This window comes from Marinimicrobium alkaliphilum (assembly GCF_003259155.1).
Lineage (GTDB): Bacteria > Pseudomonadota > Gammaproteobacteria > Pseudomonadales > Cellvibrionaceae > Marinimicrobium_A > Marinimicrobium_A alkaliphilum.
In genome coordinates this window covers 58659-80973 of record NZ_QGMQ01000012.1, presented here as the reverse complement: position 1 = coordinate 80973, position 22315 = coordinate 58659, and the positions used below count along the sequence as shown (strand labels likewise).

Annotated in this window: 17 protein-coding genes and 5 tRNA genes; 21 read left to right on the top strand and 1 reads right to left on the bottom strand. The window is 56.9% G+C overall.

The window, feature by feature from the left end:
* Nucleotides 1–3: 3 nt before the first annotated feature.
* The gene (locus tag DKW72_RS15985; RefSeq protein WP_111643391.1) at nucleotides 4–1164 is read right to left on the bottom strand and encodes a PQQ-dependent sugar dehydrogenase; all 1161 of its coding nucleotides are present in this window, start codon (nucleotides 1162–1164) and stop codon (nucleotides 4–6) included.
* 179 nt (nucleotides 1165–1343) lie between these two features.
* Here DKW72_RS15985 and alr point away from each other — a divergent pair, with 179 nt between their 5' ends.
* The 21 genes from alr (at nucleotide 1344) to fusA (ending at nucleotide 22305) form a co-directional block, all read left to right on the top strand.
* Nucleotides 1344–2474: an alanine racemase gene (gene alr / locus DKW72_RS15980; protein WP_111643390.1), complete on the top strand. Its 1131-nt coding sequence runs from the start codon at nucleotides 1344–1346 to the stop codon at nucleotides 2472–2474.
* Complete coding sequence (gene birA, locus DKW72_RS15975) at nucleotides 2474–3469, top strand: bifunctional biotin--[acetyl-CoA-carboxylase] ligase/biotin operon repressor BirA (protein ID WP_111643389.1); 996 nt, start codon at nucleotides 2474–2476, stop codon at nucleotides 3467–3469. Before alr ends, birA begins: the two co-directional genes overlap by 1 nt.
* A complete protein-coding gene (locus DKW72_RS15970; protein WP_111643388.1) occupies nucleotides 3466–4230 on the top strand; it encodes a type III pantothenate kinase in 765 nt (254 codons plus the stop codon). Before birA ends, DKW72_RS15970 begins: the two co-directional genes overlap by 4 nt.
* A gap of 13 nt (nucleotides 4231–4243) precedes the next feature.
* On the top strand, nucleotides 4244–4915 hold the full coding sequence (locus tag DKW72_RS15965) for an SPOR domain-containing protein (RefSeq protein ID WP_111643387.1): 672 nt from the start codon (nucleotides 4244–4246) through the stop codon (nucleotides 4913–4915).
* Nucleotides 4916–4965: 50 nt separating this feature from the next.
* Nucleotides 4966–5041 (top strand) — tRNA-Thr (locus DKW72_RS15960).
* A 90-nt stretch (nucleotides 5042–5131) separates the two neighbouring features.
* Nucleotides 5132–5215, top strand: a tRNA-Tyr gene (locus DKW72_RS15955).
* Between the two features lie 70 nt (nucleotides 5216–5285).
* Nucleotides 5286–5359: transfer RNA gene (locus DKW72_RS15950), tRNA-Gly, on the top strand.
* Between the two features lie 41 nt (nucleotides 5360–5400).
* Nucleotides 5401–5476: transfer RNA gene (locus DKW72_RS15945), tRNA-Thr, on the top strand.
* Between the two features lie 82 nt (nucleotides 5477–5558).
* Entirely contained in the window at nucleotides 5559–6782 is a 1224-nt protein-coding gene (gene tuf / locus DKW72_RS15940; RefSeq protein ID WP_111643376.1) for an elongation factor Tu, read from the top strand.
* 51 nt (nucleotides 6783–6833) lie between these two features.
* Nucleotides 6834–6909 (top strand) — tRNA-Trp (locus tag DKW72_RS15935).
* Between the two features lie 45 nt (nucleotides 6910–6954).
* The gene (secE, locus tag DKW72_RS15930; protein ID WP_111643386.1) at nucleotides 6955–7323 is read left to right on the top strand and encodes a preprotein translocase subunit SecE; all 369 of its coding nucleotides are present in this window, start codon (nucleotides 6955–6957) and stop codon (nucleotides 7321–7323) included.
* Between the two features lie 7 nt (nucleotides 7324–7330).
* Nucleotides 7331–7864 (top strand): transcription termination/antitermination protein NusG, encoded by a 534-nt coding sequence (gene nusG / locus DKW72_RS15925; RefSeq protein ID WP_111643385.1) that lies wholly within the window; start codon nucleotides 7331–7333, stop codon nucleotides 7862–7864.
* Between the two features lie 152 nt (nucleotides 7865–8016).
* Entirely contained in the window at nucleotides 8017–8448 is a 432-nt protein-coding gene (gene rplK / locus DKW72_RS15920) for a 50S ribosomal protein L11 (RefSeq protein ID WP_111643384.1), read from the top strand.
* 1 nt (nucleotide 8449) lies between these two features.
* A complete protein-coding gene (gene rplA, locus DKW72_RS15915) occupies nucleotides 8450–9145 on the top strand; it encodes a 50S ribosomal protein L1 (RefSeq protein WP_111643383.1) in 696 nt (231 codons plus the stop codon).
* Nucleotides 9146–9373: 228 nt separating this feature from the next.
* The gene (gene rplJ, locus DKW72_RS15910; protein ID WP_111643382.1) at nucleotides 9374–9868 is read left to right on the top strand and encodes a 50S ribosomal protein L10; all 495 of its coding nucleotides are present in this window, start codon (nucleotides 9374–9376) and stop codon (nucleotides 9866–9868) included.
* A gap of 63 nt (nucleotides 9869–9931) precedes the next feature.
* Nucleotides 9932–10306, top strand: a complete 375-nt coding sequence (rplL, locus tag DKW72_RS15905; RefSeq protein ID WP_111643381.1) for a 50S ribosomal protein L7/L12 — start codon at nucleotides 9932–9934, stop codon at nucleotides 10304–10306.
* Nucleotides 10307–10553: 247 nt separating this feature from the next.
* Nucleotides 10554–14645: a DNA-directed RNA polymerase subunit beta gene (rpoB, locus tag DKW72_RS15900; RefSeq protein WP_111643380.1), complete on the top strand. Its 4092-nt coding sequence runs from the start codon at nucleotides 10554–10556 to the stop codon at nucleotides 14643–14645.
* Between the two features lie 93 nt (nucleotides 14646–14738).
* Complete coding sequence (rpoC, locus tag DKW72_RS15895; protein WP_111643379.1) at nucleotides 14739–18965, top strand: DNA-directed RNA polymerase subunit beta'; 4227 nt, start codon at nucleotides 14739–14741, stop codon at nucleotides 18963–18965.
* Between the two features lie 171 nt (nucleotides 18966–19136).
* Entirely contained in the window at nucleotides 19137–19508 is a 372-nt protein-coding gene (rpsL, locus tag DKW72_RS15890; RefSeq protein WP_111643395.1) for a 30S ribosomal protein S12, read from the top strand.
* Nucleotides 19509–19635: 127 nt separating this feature from the next.
* A complete protein-coding gene (gene rpsG, locus DKW72_RS15885; protein ID WP_111643378.1) occupies nucleotides 19636–20106 on the top strand; it encodes a 30S ribosomal protein S7 in 471 nt (156 codons plus the stop codon).
* 81 nt (nucleotides 20107–20187) lie between these two features.
* A complete protein-coding gene (gene fusA / locus DKW72_RS15880) occupies nucleotides 20188–22305 on the top strand; it encodes an elongation factor G (protein ID WP_111643377.1) in 2118 nt (705 codons plus the stop codon).
* Nucleotides 22306–22315: the final 10 nt, after the last annotated feature.

The following is a 22315-nucleotide window of genomic DNA, read 5'->3' as shown; positions in this document are numbered from 1 at the left end:
TACCTACTCCGCGGGCGACAAGCGATACAGGCCGCCGTCCTCCTCATCGCTGAGTATATAGACATGGCCATCCGGTCCCTGTCTGACCTCCCGAATGCGTCCAATTTCGCCCAACAGCAGCTCTTCGATATGAATGACCTCACGATCCTCGAGAACGATACGCAAAATGCGCTCGGCACTTAAACCTCCGGCGAGCAGATTGCCCTGCCAATGCCCGAACTGATCGCCCTCAAGGACGGCAAGTCCAGAGGGTGCAAGGGTGGGTAGAAACTCAAATACGGGACTTGTCATATCCGGGTGCCGACGGCTTTCGGCATCGGGGAAGGGGCCTTCTGTGCCGTAGTCGCGCCCGAGCGTGACAATCGGCCAGCCGTAGTTTTCGCCGGGTTCAATACGGTTGAGTTCATCTCCCCCGCGTGGACCGTGCTCTGTCACCCAGATATCACCGGTCTCGGGGTGTTGTATGATTCCCTGAATATTGCGGTGACCGTAGGAATAGATCTCTGGGGCGTAGCCCTCTCGTCCGACGAACGGGTTATCCTCGGGGGTTGAGCCGTCGTCGTTGAGTCGCACAATGCTGCCCGAGTGGTCTTGAGTGTCCTGCGCCCGCTTGGGTTCGGCGCCGCGGTCGCCGATGCTCATCAGCAGCGTACCATCGTTGAGAAACGCGATTTTGGCACCGTAGTGACGACCGGGCTCCGTGTAGGTATTGGATTCGAAAATCGTCTCCAGGTCGACCAGGCGCTGACCTTCGAGCCTAGCTCTGGCCAGCGCGACTGTGCTGGCGTCGCTATCGCCCTTGGAATAACTCAGGTAAATGTAGCCGTTCTCGGCAAAATTCGGGTGGGTGACCAGGTCGAGCATGCCGCCCTGATTGGTCGCGTAGAACGCCGGGCCTCCCGATACCGCGTGGGTGATGCCGTTTTCTACAATAAAAAGCCCTTCTTCCCGCGCACTGACAAGCCATTTGTCGCTTCCGACAAAAGCCAGTGCCCAAGGGTGCCTGATGTCGCCGGCAAGTCGGGTGAGTGCGGCAGTTTCATACTCTGTACGGATATTCGGATCGATGACCATAGGCGCACTCGCCGTGCTGGCAGCGGCTGGACCGCAGGCGAGCAGGAGGGCCAGTACGACCGGTTTGACAGTGAATAGGGTGGCTTTCATCGCTATCTCCTCGCTAAAAATAATAGGGTAGAGAAAAGAGGGCACTCCCTTAGCCTAGTTCAGTGCCGGTGACTCTTCACGCCCTGTACCTGTGACTTACGTCCCCCCGGCAAAGATGGACTGGATTTTGTGGAACAAGTTTGCTTATATGCCGTCACCAAGGACCTAATGGCTCGCTTATGACTGCACACACAGGGGCGCCGAAAACCGGCGTTCTCACCGTTGATCTGAACGCCCTCGCGCACAACTGGGGGGTGATCGGGGCCCGCTTGAATGACGGGGTAGAAATCGGCGCCGTAATCAAGGCCAACGCATATGGATTGGGTGCCGAGCCGGTCGGACTCCGGCTCTATCGGGAGGGCTGCCGACGGTTCTTTTTCGCGACCTTTGATGAGGCTCACAAAGGGCGCGGCTGGTTGCCTGCGGATGCGGACGTCATTTTACTGGGCGGTGTCTCCGGCGAGAATGCGGTTGCCTGTCTATACGATGGTATTACACCGGTACTTTATTCGCGGGTACAGATCGAGCACTGGGCCGGTGTCTGTCGGGCCCATCAGCGGACGGGGGGATGTTGGGTCAAAGTCGATACCGGCATGACGCGCATGGGCTTGAGTGGCGCGGAATTTGACCAGTTATGCAGGGAGCCCGAGTGCCTCGCACCTGCACAGCCGCATTTCCTCATGAGCCACCTGGCCTGTGCTGAGGAGCCTGAGCACCCGCTGAATGAGCAGCAGCGCGTGCGCTTTGAACAAGCCTGCCAGCGTTTCAGGGTCTGTTTCCCCGAGGCCCGCCGGTCGCTCGCGAATTCTTCCGGTATCTTCCTGGGTGAGCCTTGGCATGGCGACCTGGTGCGTCCCGGGGCGGGGCTCTATGGCTTTGCGCCCCAGGTGGGTGCCGCCAACCCCTTCAAGCCTGTAGTGTCGCTGAGGCTGCCTGTGTTGCAGGTACGGGAGGTGCGCGCGCCAGCCAGTGTCGGCTATGGAGCATTGGCGGAGGTGAAGCCGCCAGCGCGGCTTGCGGTCGTAGCCGGAGGCTATGCCGATGGCTTGCACAGAACCATCGGTCTGGTGGGGCAGGGCATTTATGCAGGCTATCCGGTCCAAGCTATTGGGCGGATGTCCATGGATACCACTATTTTCGATATCTCGGCCGTACCTCCGGAGGCGATTGTCGCGGATGGTGATTACCTGACGGTGCTTAACGATGACCTCAATGTCGATGTCATGACGGCGCGTACCGGTGGGCCGGGCTACGATGTATTGACGAGCCTTGGGCCTCGCTACCGCCGTCGCTATTTGGGAGAGCAATAATGGACCAAACCGAACACTCCCTGGAGCCGCGCCTGCGCCGCGTCCTGACGTTGCTGTCCGACGGCGAACTGCATTCAGGTCAAGAGTTGGGGCAGCTGCTGGGTGTCAGTCGCACGGCGGTCTGGAAGCAGTTGCAGAAGCTCGGCGACTGGGGCGTGGAGGTCGTGTCTGTTAAGGGCCGGGGCTATTGTCTGAGCGGCGGCTTGGATCTGCTTGAGCGCGACGGCATCGAAGCGGCCATGGACGAAAAGGCGCGCGCGCTGTGCTCGGAGCTGGCGTTGCTTGCGGTGGTTGACTCGACTAACCGCTATGCGCTCGAGCGCGTTCCGGCGCCTGCAGCAGGCTTTGTCTGTTTGGCGGAGCGGCAGAGTGCGGGCCGAGGACGCCGGGGACGCGACTGGGTGAGCCCGTTTGGTCGCAACATCTATTTGTCGGTCGTGTGGGACTATGAGGGCGGGGCTCAAGCGCTCGAGGGCCTGAGCCTCGCCGTGGGGGTCACGGTGGCGGAGGCGCTGGAAGATGTTGGCGTGCTCGGGACACAGCTTAAGTGGCCCAACGACATCTACTGGCAGGGACGAAAGCTTGGAGGGATTCTCCTGGAAATGGCCGGGGACCCTGCGGGCAGCTGCCGGGTAGTGGTCGGTCTTGGGCTCAACATGGGCATGCCGGAAACGGCTGCGAAGGGTATCGATCAGCCTTGGGCGGATTTGCACCATATCGAGCCGCATCTCCACCGTTCGGCGCTGGCCGGCGCCATTCTCAATCGCCTGCTGCCAAGGTTGGCAGCGTTCCAGGTAGAGGGTTTTGGTGTCTACCGGGAGCGCTGGCACGCTCTGGATGCCTTTGCCGGCCAAGAAGTGACCTTGCGTACGCCGACCCAGGCCGTCAGCGGGATGGCCTGTGGGGTCGACGCCGGTGGCGCCCTGGTATTGAATGTGGATGGCGAACGTCACAGTTTTTATGGTGGGGAAATTTCCCTGAGGCTCGCCAAATGAGGTTGGAACTGGATCTGGGCAATAGTCGTCTCAAGTGGCGACTGGTTCTCGAAGGCGAACGCGTCGCCGGTGGCGCGTTCACCGTTTCGGAATCTCCGGAAGAGGTGGCGGCAGCGGTGTTTGCCGAGGTCAGTCACTGCGCTCAAATGCCCATTCAGCGGGTCCTGCTCGCCGCGGTTGGTCGCTCGGCGGTCGCCGAGGCCGTGGCGCAGAAAGTTCGTCACGATTGGGGCCTGACTCTGGAGTTTGCCGAGGTTCGCACCCCCTGGGCGGGTGTTGAGGTGGCCTACGCGGAGCCGGGCGCGCTGGGTGTTGACCGCTGGTTGGCACTACTCGCGGCACGCGCCCAATATGCCGGGGAGCTGCTCGTGATTGACGCCGGCAGCGCACTGACCCTGGATTTGTTGTCGGCGGACGGTACCCACCGGGGTGGGTATATTGCGCCTGGTCTGGAGCGAATGCGTACCAGTCTTTGGCAGGGCACTGAGGCTGTCAGAGTGCTGGCGCCTTCGTGGTCCGAGGTGCCGTTGACACCCGGGCGCGATACCGCAGGTTGTGTACATTCCGCTCTCCTGCAGGCCGCGCTGGGGTTGATCGAGCGGGTCAGTCGTCAGACCGTGAATATCACCGGTGTCTCGCCGGGCTGTGTGCTGACCGGTGGTGATGCCGATGTGTTGGCGCGGCATCTGCCGGAGGCCTTGCGGTGCCCTGAATTGGTTCTCGATGGTCTGATCTTGGCGTTGCCCGACGCGGCGCCCTAAAAGGAAACACGTAATGCGAGCAATTTTAATAACCTTGGTGGGGGTCAATCTGGTCGCCTTCGCCCTGCAGTGGTTTTGGTGGCATCCTGCTCCAAGCCTCGATGAGGCGCCTCCCGAACTGGAAGGTCAATCCCTCGAGCTGTTGGGCTCGGAATCGCGTCAATCCACGCTGGGGCAGAATCAGGCCGCGCCGACGCCGACGCCGCCACGCTACTGCGTGATGGTTGGGCCTTTTGCTGGCACTGAGCCGGCCGATGGCTTGGTGGGCCGGTTGAGCTCACTTGAGGTTGGCGCCTGGGTGCAGGAGCTGGAGGTCAGTGATGGTCAGGGTTACTGGGTCTATTTGCCTCCCGAGGTCTCCCAGCAGGCGGCGTTGCGGCGCCTGTACGAATTGCAGGCCAAGGGCATCGACAGCTATGTTATTCCGCGAGGCGAGCTGGCCAATGGTATCTCTCTGGGGATGTTTGTCAGCGAGGTCAGCGCCGAGGCCCGCCGGACCGAACTCAGTGATCTCGGGTACGATGCGCAACTCCGGACCGTGGATCGCACATTGCGTGAAACCTGGGTGTTGATGCCTCGGCGGGAGGCTCGTTCGCTCGCCCCAAGCCGCTGGGAGACATTGCTGGAGCGTACCGGTGACGTCGAGCGCCGAGAAAATTTGTGTCCAGGTGTTGCTTCCGAGTAAAACTTTCACTAGAATCCCGCCTCCACATTATCAAGGTGTGGCTGAAGTGGGCTGGCGTAGCTCAGTTGGTAGAGCAGCTGACTTGTAATCAGCCGGTCGGGGGTTCGACTCCTCTCGCCAGCTCCATCTTCTTCGCTTTTTGCTGTAACATCGTGAATTTCTTAAAGAATTCAGTTGACAGCGGGCGGCTCGGACCGGACAATACCGGCCGTTCTCGCAGGGGTTCCCGAGTGGCCAAAGGGATCAGACTGTAAATCTGACGCGCAAGCTTCGGTGGTTCGAATCCACCCCCCTGCACCATATTTGACCTCGAAGAGGTCGCGCGAGACCAGGGTCTCGCGCCAGGAAGCGGGTTTAAGGCGAGTTATACGCGGGTATAGTTCAATGGTAGAACCTCAGCCTTCCAAGCTGATGGTGCGGGTTCGATTCCCGCTACCCGCTCCAGTTGATGTGCCGGCAAGGAAGTCTGGTTGCAAACGTTTTGCGCTCATGTAGCTCAGTTGGTAGAGCACACCCTTGGTAAGGGTGAGGTCAGCAGTTCAAATCTGCTCATGAGCTCCACTAAATTGCTGCGAGGGTCATCCCTCGCAGCTGTTTTTGTCTGTTAATTGTTTAACTTGTACCGCTCGAGGAGGCGCTCACAATGGCGAAGGAAAAGTTTGAACGGAAAAAGCCCCACGTCAACGTGGGCACCATCGGTCACGTTGACCATGGCAAAACGACGCTGACTGCTGCACTGACACGTGTTTGTGCGGAAGTATGGGGCGGCGCAGCCGTTGCCTTCGACGGTATCGACAATGCTCCGGAAGAGCGTGAGCGTGGTATCACCATCGCCACCTCTCACGTAGAGTATGAGTCACCCGATCGCCACTACGCGCACGTCGATTGCCCGGGTCACGCTGACTACGTTAAAAACATGATTACCGGTGCTGCCCAGATGGACGGTGCTATCCTGGTGTGTGGCGCGACCGATGGTCCGATGCCGCAAACCCGCGAGCACATCCTGCTGTCCCGTCAGGTGGGTGTACCGAAAATCGTTGTGTTCCTGAACAAAGCTGACCTGCTGGCTGAAGATTGCGGCGGCGTAGGCACTGACGAATACAACGAAATGCTTGAGCTGGTCGAAATGGAGCTGCGTGAGCTGCTTGACACCTACGACTTCCCGGGCGACGACACCCCGATCATCGCGGGCTCTGCCCTGATGGCGCTGAACGGTGAAGACGACAACGAGCTGGGTACCACCGCTGTCAAGAAGCTGGTCGAAACCCTGGACGAATACATTCCGGAGCCCGAGCGTGCCGTTGATCAGCCGTTCCTGATGCCGGTAGAAGACGTGTTCTCCATCTCTGGTCGCGGTACTGTTGTGACCGGTCGTGTTGAGCGTGGTGTGATCAAGGTTGGTGAAGAGATCGAGATCGTTGGTCTGAAAGACACCACCAAAACCACCTGTACCGGTGTTGAGATGTTCCGTAAGCTGCTCGACGAAGGTCGTGCGGGTGAGAACGTCGGTGTTCTGTTGCGTGGCACCAAGCGTGATGAGGTTGAGCGTGGTCAGGTACTGGCCAAGCCGGGTTCTGTGAAGCCGCACGCCAAGTTCGAAGCCGAAGTTTACGTGCTGTCCAAGGACGAAGGTGGTCGTCATACCCCGTTCTTCAAAGGTTACCGTCCGCAGTTCTACTTCCGCACCACCGACGTTACCGGTGCGTGTGAGCTGCCGGAAGGCGTTGAGATGGTTATGCCGGGCGACAACGTTCAAATGAGCGTTACTCTGATTCACCCGGTGGCGATGGAAGAAGGTCTGCGCTTTGCGGTCCGCGAAGGCGGTCGTACTGTAGGCGCCGGCGTTGTAGCCAAAATCATCGACTAAATTGTCGTATTCGGGCGGCGTGCCTCGGCGCGACCGCCCAATCCTTGTTACAGGCCAGTAGTTCAATTGGTAGAGCGTCGGTCTCCAAAACCGAAAGTTGGGGGTTCGAGTCCCTCCTGGCCTGCCACTATAAGCGCTCAGCCAAAGAGTCAGCAAAGGTCCTCATTAGCGTATGAACACAAAAGTCGAGCAAAAAGAATACCGTCTGGATGCCCTGAAATGGCTCTTGGTGGTTGGTCTGATTATCGCCGGCGTTGTGGGTAATTCGCACTATTCCGCGGAACCCCTGTTGTACCGGGTATTTGCGTTGTTGGGCGTTGCCGCGGTAGCGGGTCTGGTTGCCTACCAAACCGCCAAAGGTGCGGGTGCCTGGCACCTGATTCGCGGCGCCTTTGTTGAAGTGCGCAAGGTGGTCTGGCCCTCGCGCCAGGAGACCAATCAGACAACGTTGATCGTTGTTGTGGTGGTCTTTATTACCGCCATCATTCTTTGGATGCTCGACGCCCTGTTTGGGTGGGTCGCTTCCTTGATTATCGGGTAACTGCTCCATGGCAAAGCGTTGGTACGTTGTACACGCCTACTCAGGCTACGAGAAGAAAGTTGCTGCGGCACTCAAAGAGCGGATTGATCTGCACGAGATGCAGGATCAGTTTGGCGAAGTGTTGGTTCCGACCGAAGAGGTCGTAGAGATGCGCGGCGGTCAAAAGCGCAAGAGCGAGCGCAAATTTTTTCCCGGTTATGTTCTGGTGCAAATGGAGCTTAACGACGATACGTGGCATTTGGTGAAAGATACCCCGCGTGTCATGGGCTTTATCGGCGGCAAGGCAGATCGCCCGGCACCGATTACTGAAAAAGAAGCAGACGCCATTTTGCAGCGTGTCGATGACTCGGTTGAGCGGCCCAAGCCCAAAACCGTGTTCGAGCCGGGCGAAATGGTGCGTGTTACTGACGGGCCTTTCAATGACTTTAATGGGGTTGTTGAAGAGGTCAATTACGAAAAGAGCCGCCTGCGCGTCGCAGTGCTGATCTTTGGCCGGTCTACACCGGTTGAGCTGGAATTTGGTCAGGTCGAAAAGACTTAAGCAAAGACAGCGCCTATTTTATTGCCCCTGTTCGCTCTATGCGAAGAGGGGTTTTCGTGTCTCCGGTGCTTAAATGCCGGGGCGGGGGAGCCTGAGACAGGTTGTTTGCCAAACAGCCTCGAGGCGTTAACACCCAACTAAGGGGAGTAATCATGGCTAAGAAAATTGATGCTTATATCAAGCTGCAAGTTGCAGCCGGTAAAGCTAACCCGAGCCCGCCGGTAGGTCCGGCCCTGGGTCAGCACGGCGTTAACATTATGGAGTTCTGTAAAGCGTTTAACGCCCAGACCCAGAACCTTGAGCCGGGTGCGCCGGTACCGGTGGTTATCACCGTGTACAGCGACCGCAGCTTTACGTTCATCATGAAGACCCCGCCGGTCGCCTTCCTGCTGAAGAAAGCAGCGGGCATTAAAAGCGGCAGTGGTCGTCCGAACACCGAGAAAGTGGGCAAAGTTAATCGCGCTCAGCTCGAAGAAATTGCAACTGTCAAAATGCCCGACCTTACCGCGGCAGATATGGACGCTGCAGTACGTACAATCGCCGGCTCTGCCCGTGCAATGGGCCTAGAAGTGGAGGGCGTGTAACATGGCTAAATTGACCAAGCGCCAGCGCGCTATCAACGAAAAAATCGACGCGACCAAACAGTACAGCATCGACGAGGCTGTCGCGCTGCTGAAAGAGCTGTCGAACGTGAAGTTTGCAGAAACAGTTGACGTTTCCATCAACCTGGGTGTTGATCCGCGTAAATCTGACCAGGCGGTTCGTGGTGCCACTACCTTGCCGCACGGCAACGGTAAAGATGTGCGCGTTGCAGTATTCGCTCAGGGCGCCAACGCTGATGCAGCCAAAGCTGCCGGCGCCGACCTGGTGGGGATGGAAGATCTGGCCGAGCAAGTAAAAGCCGGACAGATGGACTTTGACGTGGTTGTTGCCAGCCCGGACGCTATGCGTGTGGTTGGTCAGCTGGGGCAGATCCTGGGTCCGCGCGGTTTGATGCCGAACCCGAAAACCGGCACCGTTACTCCGGATGTTGCTACTGCTGTTAAGAATGCCAAGGCCGGTCAGGTGCGTTATCGCGCTGACAAAGGCGGGATCATTCATGGCGGCATCGGTAAGGTTTCTTTCGACGTCAACGCGCTCAAGGAAAACCTTGAAGCACTGGTTGCCGACCTGAAGAAATCCAAGCCGGCCAGCTCGAAAGGTATTTATTTCAAGAAAGTCTCCCTGAGCACCACAATGGGCCCAGGTTTGACAATTGATCAGTCCTCTCTGGTTATGTAAACCGGACAGGCAAGGCTTTGGGGTCTGTGCTTAGCGCAGGCTGTCAAAGACCGTAGGTGAGCCTGAGACCGTTCGCGGTTTAAAGCTCTTAAGTTTGCTTGCGAAGCCTACGCAGACGGTGACCCATCCTCGCACTAGCGGGGAAATCACCGAATAAAGGTTTCGGCGGTTCGCCGCCGAAGCAATCTGTTAACGACAACTGCGGTTGTCATACACAGGAGTAATCCCGTGGCATTAGGACTTGAAGGCAAAAAAGCGATTGTCGCTGAAGTCCAGGAAGCTGCCAAGAGCGCGCTCTCAGCCGTTGTCGCAGATTCTCGCGGCGTAACTGTGAGCAAAATGACAGAACTGCGCAAACAAGCGCGTGCCGAAGGTGTTTGGATCAAAGTGGTCCGCAATACCCTGGCTCGTCGCGCAGTTGAAGGCACCGACTACGAATGTCTGGTAGACAGCTTCGTAGGCCCGACCTTGATTGCTTTCTCTACTGAACACCCGGGCGCCGGCGCGCGCATCCTGAAGGAGTTCAGCAAGGGAAACGACAAGCTCGAGCTTAAAGTCGCAGCCTTCGAAGGTGAAATAGTGGACGTTAGCATGTTGGCTACACTGCCGACTTACGACGAAGCTATTGCCAAACTGTTGAGCGTGATGAAAGAAGCAGCTGCTGGAAAATTGGTACGTACCCTTGCGGCCGTTCGCGATCAGAAAGAAGAGCAGGCAGCCTAAGCAAGTCGGCTGCCTTATACCGTTTAAACGAGCATATAGCTCCAACAATTCAGGAATTGAGACATGTCTCTGAGCCAAGAAGATATCATCAACGCGATTGCTGAGATGTCAGTAAAAGATGTTGTAGAACTGGTTTCTGCAATGGAAGAAAAATTCGGTGTTAGCGCTGCTGCTGCCGTTGTTGCTGGCCCTGCCGGTGGTGACGCTGGTGGTGCCGCTGAAGAGCAAACCGAGTTTGACGTTATTCTGACTTCAGCAGGCGACAAGAAAGTTAACGCCATTAAAGCCGTTCGCGAAATCACTGGTCTGGGCTTGAAAGAAGCCAAAGGCCTGGTGGAAAGCGCACCGGCAGCTGTTAAAGAAGGTCTGTCTAAAGACGACGCCGAAGCAGCTAAAGCTAAGCTGGAAGAAGCCGGTGCTAGCGTAGAGCTGAAGTAAGCTCGCGTTGAGTCCGCACAAGTCCGTAACGTCAGTTACAGGACGACAGGCTGGTGAGCGTAAAGCTCGCCAGCCTTTTTCCGTTTCCGCTCTGCGGTGACGTCAAAATGGTAACCGATCAGTTGCCATTGCTGCACGGGTCTCAGTCCCGTCGCCGCTAACCGACGCAAGTCGGTACTTAGGAGCGCATAAACTGCGCTTTGTGGCTGCGATCAAGCCCGTTCCGTGAACAAGCTGGGGAATACAGATGGCTTACTCATATACTGAGAAAAAACGTATCCGCAAGGATTTTGGCAAACTGCCAACCGTCATGGATGTACCTTACCTGCTGGCGATTCAGCTGGATTCGTATCGCAATTTTACCCAGGCAGATACCCCTGCCGGCAGCCGTCAGGATAGCGGTCTGCACGCTGCGTTTCGCTCGGTGTTTCCGATCGCCAGTTACTCTGGTAACGCGGCACTCGAATATGTGAGCTATAACCTGGGCAAACCCGCTTTCGATGTCAATGAATGCATTTTGCGCGGTGTCACCTTTGCGGTGCCGCTGCGGGTGAAAGTCCGCTTGATCATTTACGATCGCGACTCATCCAACAAAGCCATCAAGGATATTAAAGAACAGGAAGTGTACATGGGCGAGATTCCGCTCATGACAGAAAACGGTACCTTTGTCATCAACGGTACTGAGCGTGTGATTGTTTCCCAGCTACATCGCTCTCCGGGTGTGTTCTTTGACCATGACAAAGGCAAGACCCATTCCTCTGGCAAGCTGCTCTATTCTGCGCGGGTTATCCCTTACCGTGGTTCTTGGCTCGACTTCGAATTCGACCCCAAAGATCTCGTGTATGTGCGTATCGACCGTCGTCGCAAGCTCCCGGCCACTATTCTGCTGCGTGCTCTGGGCTTTAGCGCCGAAGAAATGCTGGCCATGTTCTTCGATACCAGTATTTTCCGTGCAGGTAAAGAAGGCACCTTCTCTTTTGACGTGGTGCCTTCTCGCTTGCGTGGTGATGTTGCGACTTTCGATATCAAGGATAAGAAAGGCAAGGTGCTGGTCGAGGAAGGCCGTCGTATTACTGCTCGCCATATCCGCCAGCTTGAGAAAGCAGGCGTTGACCAGATGGAAGTGCCGGCCGACTACCTGTTGGGGCGTGCCCTGGCCAAGGATGTCGTTGATACCAATACCGGTGAAGTACTGCTCGAAGCCAATACCGAGATCACCACCGATGTGCTGGCCAAGCTGCACAATGCCGGTGCTGCTGAAATTGAAACACTGTACACCAATGAACTTGATTGCGGTCCGTTCATCTCTGAAACGCTGCGCGTAGACCCGACCCGCACGCAGCTCGAAGCGCTGGTTGAAATTTACCGGATGATGCGTCCGGGCGAGCCGCCCACCAAGGAATCGGCTGAAGCGTTGTTCCAGAACCTGTTCTTCAGTCAGGAACGCTACGATCTGTCGGCTGTGGGGCGTATGAAGTTCAATCGTCGTCTCGGTCGCGAAGAAGAAGTTGGCGAAGGCACTTTGTCCAACGACGATATCGTCGATGTGATCAAGACCCTGATCGACATTCGCAACGGCAAAGGTGTGGTCGATGACATCGATCACCTGGGTAACCGTCGTGTACGTTCGGTTGGTGAAATGGCAGAAAACCAGTTCCGTGTCGGTCTGGTTCGGGTTGAGCGTGCGGTTAAAGAGCGCTTGTCGATGGCTGAAAGTGAAGGCCTGATGCCTCAGGATCTGATCAATGCCAAGCCGGTAGCGGCCGCCGTGAAGGAGTTCTTTGGCTCCTCGCAGCTGTCCCAGTTTATGGATCAGAACAACCCGCTCTCGGAAGTGACTCACAAGCGTCGTGTTTCGGCCTTGGGGCCGGGCGGCCTGACGCGTGAGCGTGCGGGTTTTGAGGTGCGCGATGTGCATCCGACGCACTACGGCCGCGTGTGTCCGATTGAGACCCCGGAAGGTCCGAACATTGGTTTGATCAACTCCTTGGCAACCTATGCGCGCACCAACAGCTACGGTTTCCTGGAAACGCCGTATCGCAAGGTCAAGAACGGTCAGGTCACCGATGACATCGAATTTTTGTCAGCCATTAATGAAGCCCAGCATGTTATTGCACAGGCCTCGGCGGCGGTGGACGACAAAGGTCGCCTGAGCGACGAGATGGTGTCGGTACGCCACCAGAACGAATTTACCCTGAAGGCTCCGGAAGACGTCGATTACATGGACGTCTCCCCGCGCCAGGTTGTGTCTGTAGCGGCGGCGCTGATTCCGTTCCTGGAGCACGATGACGCCAACCGTGCACTGATGGGCTCGAACATGCAGCGTCAGGCTGTGCCTGCGCTGAGAGCCGACAAGCCACTGGTCGGTACTGGGATGGAGCGCAACGTCGCTTCGGATTCCGGTGTCTGCGTGGTCGCGCTCCACGGTGGTGTGATCGACAGCGTCGATGCGGGCAAGATTGTGGTGAAGGTTCACGATGATGAAGTTGAGGCGGGCGAGGCCGGCGTCGACATTTATAATCTGATCAAGTACACCCGTTCGAACCAGAACACCTGTATCAACCAGCGCCCGATCGTCCGGGTCGGCGACACGGTACAGCGTGGCGATATTCTCGCTGACGGCCCGTCTGTAGATATGGGCGAGCTGGCTTTGGGCCAGAACATGCGCATCGCGTTTATGCCCTGGAACGGTTACAACTTTGAGGATTCGATTCTTGTTTCTGAGCGTGTTGTACAGGAAGACCGTTTCACCAGCATTCACATTCAGGAGCTGACCTGTATCGCCCGCGACACCAAGCTGGGTGCAGAAGAGATCAGTTCGGATATCCCCAATGTGGGTGAGAGCGCGCTCTCGAAGCTGGATGAGTCGGGCATTGTTTACATCGGTGCAGAAGTGTCCGGTGGCGATATTCTGGTTGGCAAGGTGACGCCTAAAGGCGAAACCCAGTTGACCCCAGAAGAGAAACTGCTGCGTGCGATCTTCGGTGAGAAAGCCTCGGACGTGAAAGATACCTCCTTGCGCGTGCCTTCGAGCACGACCGGTACGGTCATTGATGTCCAGGTATTTACCCGCGACGGTCTGGAAAAAGACCAGCGCAGTCTGGAGATCGAGAAGGCGCAGCTCGACGAGGTCCGCAAAGACCTTAACGAAGAATACCGCATCGTTGAGCAGGCTACCCTGGCGCGTCTGCGTTCGGCGCTGATCGGACAGAAGGTGAGTGCCGGACCCAAGGGTGTCAAGAAAGGCGAAACCCTGAGCGACGAGACCCTCGACGGTCTGGAGAAGGATCAGTGGTTCAAGTTGCGGATGGCCGAAGACACGCTCAACGAGCAGATCGATCGCGCCGAAGAGCAGCTGGCGGAGCGCCGCAAGATTCTTGATGAACGCTTTGAAGACAAGCGTCGCAAGCTGTCTACAGGCGATGACCTGGCGCCGGGCGTGCTGAAGATTGTTAAAGTCTATCTGGCGATCAAGCGTCGGATTCAGCCCGGTGACAAGATGGCTGGCCGTCACGGTAACAAGGGTGTTATCTCCGTCATTATGCCGGTTGAAGACATGCCCTATGACGAAGACGGCAACCCCGTTGATATCGTACTTAATCCGTTGGGTGTGCCTTCGCGGATGAACGTTGGTCAGGTCCTGGAGACCCATTTGGGTCTGGCGGCCAAAGGTTTGGGCAAGAAGATCGACGATATGCTGCGCGAGCAGCGTGCGGTCGCCGAGTTGCGCAAGTTCCTTGAGCAGATCTATAACGAGACGGGCGATGTTAAGTTCAGAGAAGATCTGAAATCGTTCAGCGATAAGGAAATTATCGATCTGGCAGGTAACCTGCGCGGTGGTGTGCCCATGGCGACGCCGGTGTTTGACGGTGCGCAAGAGCATGAGATCAAAGCCCTGCTGCGCCTGGCGGACTTGCCCGATAGTGGTCAGATGCACTTGTTTGATGGTCGTACCGGCGATGGCTTTACCCGTCCGGTCACGGTCGGCTACATGTACATGCTGAAACTGAACCACTTGGTGGACGACAAAATGCACGCCCGTTCGACTGGCTCTTACAGCTTGGTTACTCAGCAGCCGCTGGGTGGTAAGGCGCAGTTTGGTGGCCAGCGCTTTGGTGAGATGGAAGTCTGGGCGCTGGAGGCCTACGGTGCCGCCTACACCCTGCAAGAAATGCTCACCGTTAAGTCTGATGACGTGGCTGGTCGCACCAAGATGTACAAAAACATCGTGGACGGCGATCACCGTATGGAGCCCGGCATGCCGGAGTCCTTTAACGTATTGGTTAAAGAGATCCGCTCTCTGGGTATCAATATGGAGCTGGAGCAGGACGAGGACTAAGTCAGTCCTGCATAAATCAGTCGGGGGGCCTTGTGGCCCCTCGGGTGCCGCCGGCACCCATTGAGCCCATTGGAGCCAACTGGAGAATACGCCTTGAAAGACTTACTGAATTTGCTCAAGTCCCAGGGACAAGTCGAAGAGTTTGATGCGATCCGTATTGGATTGGCATCGCCGGAAATGATTCGCTCCTGGTCGTTCGGGGAAGTCAAAAAGCCCGAAACCATCAACTACCGCACCTTTAAACCGGAGCGGGACGGTCTGTTCTGTGCCAAGATTTTTGGCCCGGTCAAGGACTACGAGTGCCTGTGCGGCAAATACAAGCGCATGAAGCACCGCGGTATCATCTGCGAGAAGTGTGGCGTTGAAGTTACGCTCGCCAAGGTGCGTCGTGAGCGCATGGGCCACATTGAGCTGGCCAGCCCGGTCGCGCATATCTGGTTCCTGAAGTCGCTGCCGAGTCGTATCGGTCTGCTGCTGGATATGACCCTGCGTGATATCGAACGAGTCCTGTACTTCGAATCTTATGTGGTGACCGACCCGGGTATGACCACCCTGGAAAAGGGTCAGCTGCTAAGCGATGAGCAGTACTTTGAAGCCATGGAAGAGTTCGGCGATGAATTCGAAGCCCTCATGGGTGCCGAAGCCATCCAGGCGCTGATGAAAGACATCGACCTGGAAGCTGATATTCAGCACCTGCGGGAAGAAATCCCCAACACTACCAGTGAAACCAAGGTCAAGAAGTACTCCAAGCGCTTGAAGTTGCTGGAAGCCTTTTTCTACTCGGGCAACAAGCCCGAGTGGATGGTGATGGAAGTGTTGCCGGTACTGCCGCCGGACCTGCGTCCGCTGGTTCCCCTGGACGGCGGCCGCTTTGCGACCTCGGATCTGAACGATCTGTACCGTCGGGTGATCAACCGTAACAACCGTCTGAAGCGTCTGCTGGATCTGAATGCGCCCGATATTATCGTGCGCAACGAAAAGCGTATGCTGCAGGAATCTGTCGATGCGCTGCTGGACAATGGCCGTCGCGGTCGTGCCATCACGGGCTCCAACAAGCGTCCGCTGAAGTCACTTGCCGACATGATCAAAGGCAAGCAGGGGCGTTTCCGTCAGAACCTGCTGGGCAAGCGTGTTGACTACTCCGGTCGCTCGGTGATCGTGGTCGGCCCGACCCTGAAATTGCACCAGTGCGGTCTGCCCAAGAAAATGGCGCTGGAACTGTTCAAGCCGTTTATCTTCAGCAAACTGGAGCTGCGCGGCTTGGCCACCACCATCAAGGCGGCCAAGAAAATGGTCGAGCGCGAAGAAGCCGTCGTCTGGGATATTCTCGACGAGGTCATTCGCGAGCACCCGGTGCTGCTCAACCGTGCACCGACACTTCACCGTTTGGGTATCCAGGCGTTTGAACCGGTTCTGATTGAAGGTAAGGCGATTCAGTTGCACCCGCTGGTCTGTGCGGCCTACAACGCTGACTTCGACGGTGACCAGATGGCGGTGCACGTCCCGCTGACCCTGGAAGCGCAGCTTGAAGCCCGTGCGTTGATGATGTCGACCAACAACATCCTCTCGCCCGCGTCTGGCGAGCCGATCATCGTGCCTTCTCAGGACGTGGTCTTGGGGCTGTACTGGATGACGCGCGAGCGTGTCAATGCCCGCGGCGAAGGGATGGTGTTCTCTGATACCAAAGAAGTTTCCCGCGCCTACTACGGCGGTCAGATTGAGCTGCAAGCTCGAGTCAAGGTTCGCCTGACTGAAACCCTGATCGGCGCCGAGGGCGAGAGGCAGGAAAAGACCCAGGTGGTTGATACCACCGTCGGTCGCGTGCTGCTGTGGGAAATCTGCCCAGCCGGTATTCCTCTGGAACTGATTAACCGTCCGATGGTGAAAAAGGCCATTTCGGCAGTCATCAACTACTGCTACCGGGTCGTCGGACTGAAGGCAACGGTCATTTTTGCTGACCAGCTGATGTACACCGGTTATGACTTCTCCACCAAATCCGGCGCATCCATCGGGGTCAACGACTTTGCCATTCCCGAGTCCAAGGCCGAGATGATCGCGCGCGCGGAAGCCGAAGTCATGGAAATCGAGAGCCAGTTCGCCTCGGGCCTCGTGACTCAAGGTGAGAAGTACAACAAAGTTATCGATATTTGGTCGCGCGCCAACGACGTGGTCGCCAAGTCGATGATGGAAGGCATCAGTAAAGAAACGGTCATCAACCGTGAGGGTGAGGAAGAGGTTCAGGATTCTTTCAACTCCGTGTTTATGTACGCCGATTCTGGTGCCCGGGGGTCCCCCGCCCAGATCCGCCAGCTGGCCGGTATGCGCGGCCTGATGGCGCGTCCGGATGGCTCCATTATTGAGACGCCGATTACCGCCAACTTCCGCGAAGGTTTGAACGTACTCCAGTACTTCATCTCCACGCACGGTGCCCGTAAAGGTCTGGCGGATACCGCTTTGAAAACGGCTAACTCCGGTTATCTGACTCGCCGTCTGGTGGATGTGGCGCAGGACCTGGTGGTCACAATGGCTGATTGCGGTACCGGTACTGGCCTGGTGATGGCCCCGGTTATTGAAGGCGGCGACGTTATCGAGTCCCTGGGCGACCGTATCCTCGGGCGTGTGATTGCGCGTGACGTGGTGCGTCCGGGCAGTGACGAGATTCTGGTGCCTGCGGGCACCATGATTGATGAGGCCTGGGTCGAGCGCATCGAATCCATGGGTATTGACGAAGTGCTGGTGCGCTCGCCGATTACCTGTGAGGCGCGTACCGGTGTCTGCTCCATGTGTTATGGGCGTGACCTGGCTCGCGGCCACCGCGTCAATAACGGTGAGTCGGTCGGCGTTATCGCCGCTCAGTCCATTGGTGAGCCGGGTACCCAGCTCACCATGCGTACCTTCCACATCGGTGGTGCGGCTTCCCGGGCCTCGGCGGCCGACAGCGTTCAGGTCAAGCAGGACGGCACCGTGCGTCTGGTGAACCTGAAAACGGTCACCAATTCCGATGGTCATCTGGTCGCGGTGTCCCGCTCCGGTGAAATCGCGATCGCCGATGCCGCGGGTAGTGAGCGCGAGCGCTATAAACTGCCTTACGGTGCCGTGATCAGCGTTAACGAAGGTGACGCCGTCAAAGGTGGCCAGATCATTGCCAAATGGGATCCGCACACGCACCCGATTGTCAGTGAGGTGGCCGGTACTTCCGCCTTCTCCGGTATGGAAGATGGCCTTTCAATCCGGCGCCAGACTGACGAGTTGACGGGCTTGAGCTCGATCGAAGTCATGGATACCACTGAGCGGCCTTCGGCCGGTAAAGACTTGCGTCCGGCGGTATCCTTGCTCGACGAGAAGGGCAAAGAAGTCTCGCTGCCCAACAGTAACGCTCCGGCACACTACATGCTGCCTCCCAAGGCAATTGTGACTGTGTCCAACGGCGATGCGATTCGCCCGGGTGACGTTATTGCCCGTATCCCGCAGGAAGGTTCAAAAACCCGTGATATCACGGGTGGTCTGCCGCGTGTGGCTGACCTGTTTGAGGCGCGTAAGCCCAAAGAGCCGTCGATCCTGGCCGAAATCTCCGGTACCGTCAGTTTCGGTAAGGAGACCAAAGGCAAGCGTCGTCTGGTTATTACCCCGCTGGACGGCCAGACCCTCGACGATGGCTCGACCCATTACGAGGTGCTGATCCCGAAACACCGTCAAATGACCGTGTTTGAAGGTGAGCAGGTCGCCAAGGGTGAGGTCGTCTCCGATGGCCCGAGCAACCCTCATGACATCCTGCGTTTGCAGGGCGTCGAGGCATTGGCTCAGTACATTACCAATGAGATCCAGGACGTGTACCGCCTTCAGGGCGTGAAAATCAACGATAAGCACATCGAGACAATCGTCCGTCAGATGCTGCGCAAAGTTGAAATCACCACCATGGGCGACTCTACCTTCGTCAAAGGCGAGCAGGTTGAGTACACCAACGTTCTGGAAGAGAACGAGCGTCTGCGCGCCGAAGGCAAGCAGCCCGCCCAGTTCGAGCGCCTGTTGTTGGGTATCACCAAGGCATCGCTGGCAACCGAGTCCTTCATTTCGGCGGCCTCCTTCCAGGAGACCACGCGCGTACTCACCGAGGCCGCGGTTACCGGGAAGAAAGACAGCCTGCGAGGCCTCAAGGAGAACGTGGTTGTGGGTCGTCTGATCCCGGCCGGTACTGGCTTGGCCTACCACAACGAGCGCCGCCGTCGGCGCGAAGCGGTGTTGGGTGGCGTAGATTCAGGCGTCAGTGCGGAAGAGGTCGAAGCAGCCTTGACCGAAGCACTCAAGTCCAGCTCCAACTGAGGAATGACCGGTTCCGGCAGAAATGCCGGGCCGGTGGCTTGACGTAGGCGGGTGGCCTCTTTACAATGCGCCACCCGCTTTTTGTAGCGGGGAATGGCTTTTGCCATTCTCTATAACCACGCCCATGGCAATGAGTGTCAGGGGCAATTTTTATTTGTGGAGTTTATTTTCATGGCAACGATCAACCAGTTGGTTCGTAAGCCGAGAAAACGTAAGGTTCAAAAGAGCGACGTTCCTGCTCTGCAAGGTAACCCGCAAAAGCGCGGCGTTTGCACCCGCGTTTATACCACCACCCCGAAGAAGCCTAACTCGGCCCTGCGTAAGGTTTGCCGTGTGCGCCTGACCAATGGCTTTGAGGTGACTTCCTACATTGGTGGTGAAGGGCATAACCTGCAAGAGCATAGTGTAGTACTGATTCGCGGCGGTCGTGTAAAAGACTTGCCGGGTGTTCGTTACCACACTGTACGCGGTTCACTGGATACCTCCGGTGTTGATAAGCGTAAGCAAGGTCGTTCCAAATACGGTGCCAAGCGTCCTAAGTAACGTTTGGGCCTGGGCCCGCGGTTGTTTAGAGCGTATAACGTTTTCGGTTAGAACCGAGTAAGGCTGAGCTGGCAAGCGCGAGTAGCGCGGCCACGTCTTAGACAATTCCTGAAGAGAGGCTATTAAGATGCCAAGAAGAAGAGTCGTCGCCAAGCGCGAAGTGCTCCCGGACCCCAAGTTCGGAAGTGTTACTTTGGCGAAGTTTATGAACCACGTGATGATCAGTGGTAAGAAATCCGTAGCTGAGCGTATCGTCTACGGTGCCATGGATACGGTGAAAGAGAAGTTGAACAAGGATCCGTTGGAAGTATTTGAAGAGGCGCTGGAAAATATCGCCCCGCTGGTCGAGGTTAAGTCTCGCCGTGTGGGTGGTGCGACCTACCAGGTGCCGGTTGAAGTGCGCGCCTCTCGTCGTGGTGCGCTGGCTATGCGCTGGTTGGTGGAGTATTCACGCAATCGCGGTGAGAAATCCATGCCGCAGCGTCTTGCCGGGGAGCTGATTGATGCGTCACAGGGCAAAGGTGCGGCGGTCAAGAAGCGCGAAGACGTGCATCGTATGGCTGAGGCCAACAAGGCCTTCTCGCACTTCCGCTTCTAAGCGCAGAGCTTTCCCATCGAAAAGGCAGCTGTTTGGCTGCCTTTTACCATTTTCAGTTTTAGGACATTGGGGGCTACTACCGTGGCACGTAAAACTCCTTTGGCGCGCTACCGTAACATCGGTATCTGTGCCCACGTAGACGCCGGTAAGACGACCACTACCGAGCGCATTCTGTTTTATACCGGCCTGTCGCACAAGATGGGTGAGGTGCATGACGGTGCGGCAACAACCGACTGGATGGCGCAGGAGCAGGAGCGTGGTATTACCATCACCTCTGCTGCTGTTACCACCTTCTGGCAAGGTATGAGTCAGCAGTTTGATGAGCACCGGGTCAACATCATTGACACCCCGGGGCACGTTGACTTCACTATTGAAGTTGAGCGCTCGCTGCGTGTTCTCGATGGCGCAGTCGTTGTCCTGTGTGGCTCTTCGGGTGTTCAGCCGCAGACCGAGACTGTATGGCGCCAAGCCAACAAATACGAAGTGCCGCGCATGGTCTTCGTCAACAAGATGGACCGTACCGGGGCTGACTATCTGCGTGTGGTTGAGCAGCTGAGAACCCGTCTGGGTGCAACTGCTGTTCCGCTGCAGATGACTATTGGTTCCGAGGAAGACTTCAAAGGTGTTGTCGACCTGGTAAAAATGCAGGCCATTATCTGGAATGAAGATGATGCGGGCATGACCTTTGAGTATCAGGATGTTCCGGCTGAACTGCAAGAAACGTGTGAAGAGCTGCGTGAGCAGTTGATGGAAGCGGCAGCTGAAGCCAACGACGAGTACATGAACAAGTATCTCGAAGAGGGTGAGCTGAGCGAAGACGAAATTAAAGCGGGCATTCGTGCGCGCACTCTGGCTAACGAAATCATTCCTGTTTTGGGCGGTTCCGCCTTTAAAAACAAGGGTGTTCAGGCGGTGCTGGATGCGGTCATTGAGTACCTGCCGGCGCCGACAGAAGTTAAGGCTATCGAAGGTACGCTGGATGACGGCGAAACCGTTGAGACTCGCGAAGCTGACGACAATGCGCCGTTTGCGGCCCTGGCGTTCAAAATCGCCACTGACCCCTTCGTGGGAACGCTGACTTTCTTCCGGGTCTACTCGGGCAAGTTGAACTCTGGTGACACCGTGCTCAACTCGGTCAAGGGCAAGAAAGAGCGTGTGGGACGTATGGTGCAGATGCACTCCAACCAGCGCCAGGAAATCAAAGAAGTTATGGCTGGCGATATTGCTGCCGGCATTGGTTTCAAAGACGTGACCACGGGTGACACCTTGTGTGATCTGAACAGTGTGATTGTGCTTGAGCGCATGGAGTTCCCCGAGCCAGTTATTCATGTGGCGGTAGAGCCCAAGACCAAAAGCGACCAGGAAAAAATGGGCGTTGCTCTGGGTAAATTGGCGCAGGAAGATCCGTCTTTCCGTGTAAAAACCGACGAAGAAAGTGGTCAGACCATTATCGGTGGTATGGGTGAGTTGCACTTGGACATTATCGTAGACCGTATGCGTCGCGAGTTTAATGTCGAGGCCAATATCGGTAAGCCGCAGGTGGCCTACCGTGAGCGCATTACCACTAACACAGAGATTGAGGGCAAGTTTGTTCGTCAGTCCGGTGGTCGCGGTCAGTACGGTCACGTCTGGATCCGGTTTGAGCCGGGTGAAGACGAAAATGCCGAAGGCCTTGAGTTCTCTAACGAAATCGTTGGTGGTGCGGTACCCAAGGACTACGTTCCTGCGGTGCAAAAAGGTATCCAGGAGCAGATGCAAAACGGCGTGCTGGCAGGCTTCCCACTGCTGGGCCTGAAAGCAACTCTGTACGATGGCTCCTTCCACGATGTTGACTCCAACGAGATGGCGTTTAAAATTGCCGCCTCGATGGCAACCAAAAAATTGGCCCAGCAGGGCGGTGCGGTACTGCTCGAGCCGATCATGAAGGTTGAAGTGGTAACGCCGGAAGAGAACATGGGTGACGTTGTGGGTGACCTCAACCGTCGTCGTGGTCTGATTCTGGGAATGGACGAAGGCTCGATGGGCAAGGTGATCAATGCCGACGTGCCTCTGGCGGAGATGTTCGGTTACGCGACCGATCTGCGTTCTGCTACTCAGGGTCGCGCGACCTATGCCATGGAGTTTAAAGGCTACTCGGAAGCGCCCAAAAACATCGCTGACGAAGTGATTGCCAAGACCAAGGTTTCCAGCGACGACTAACCAGCTTTTG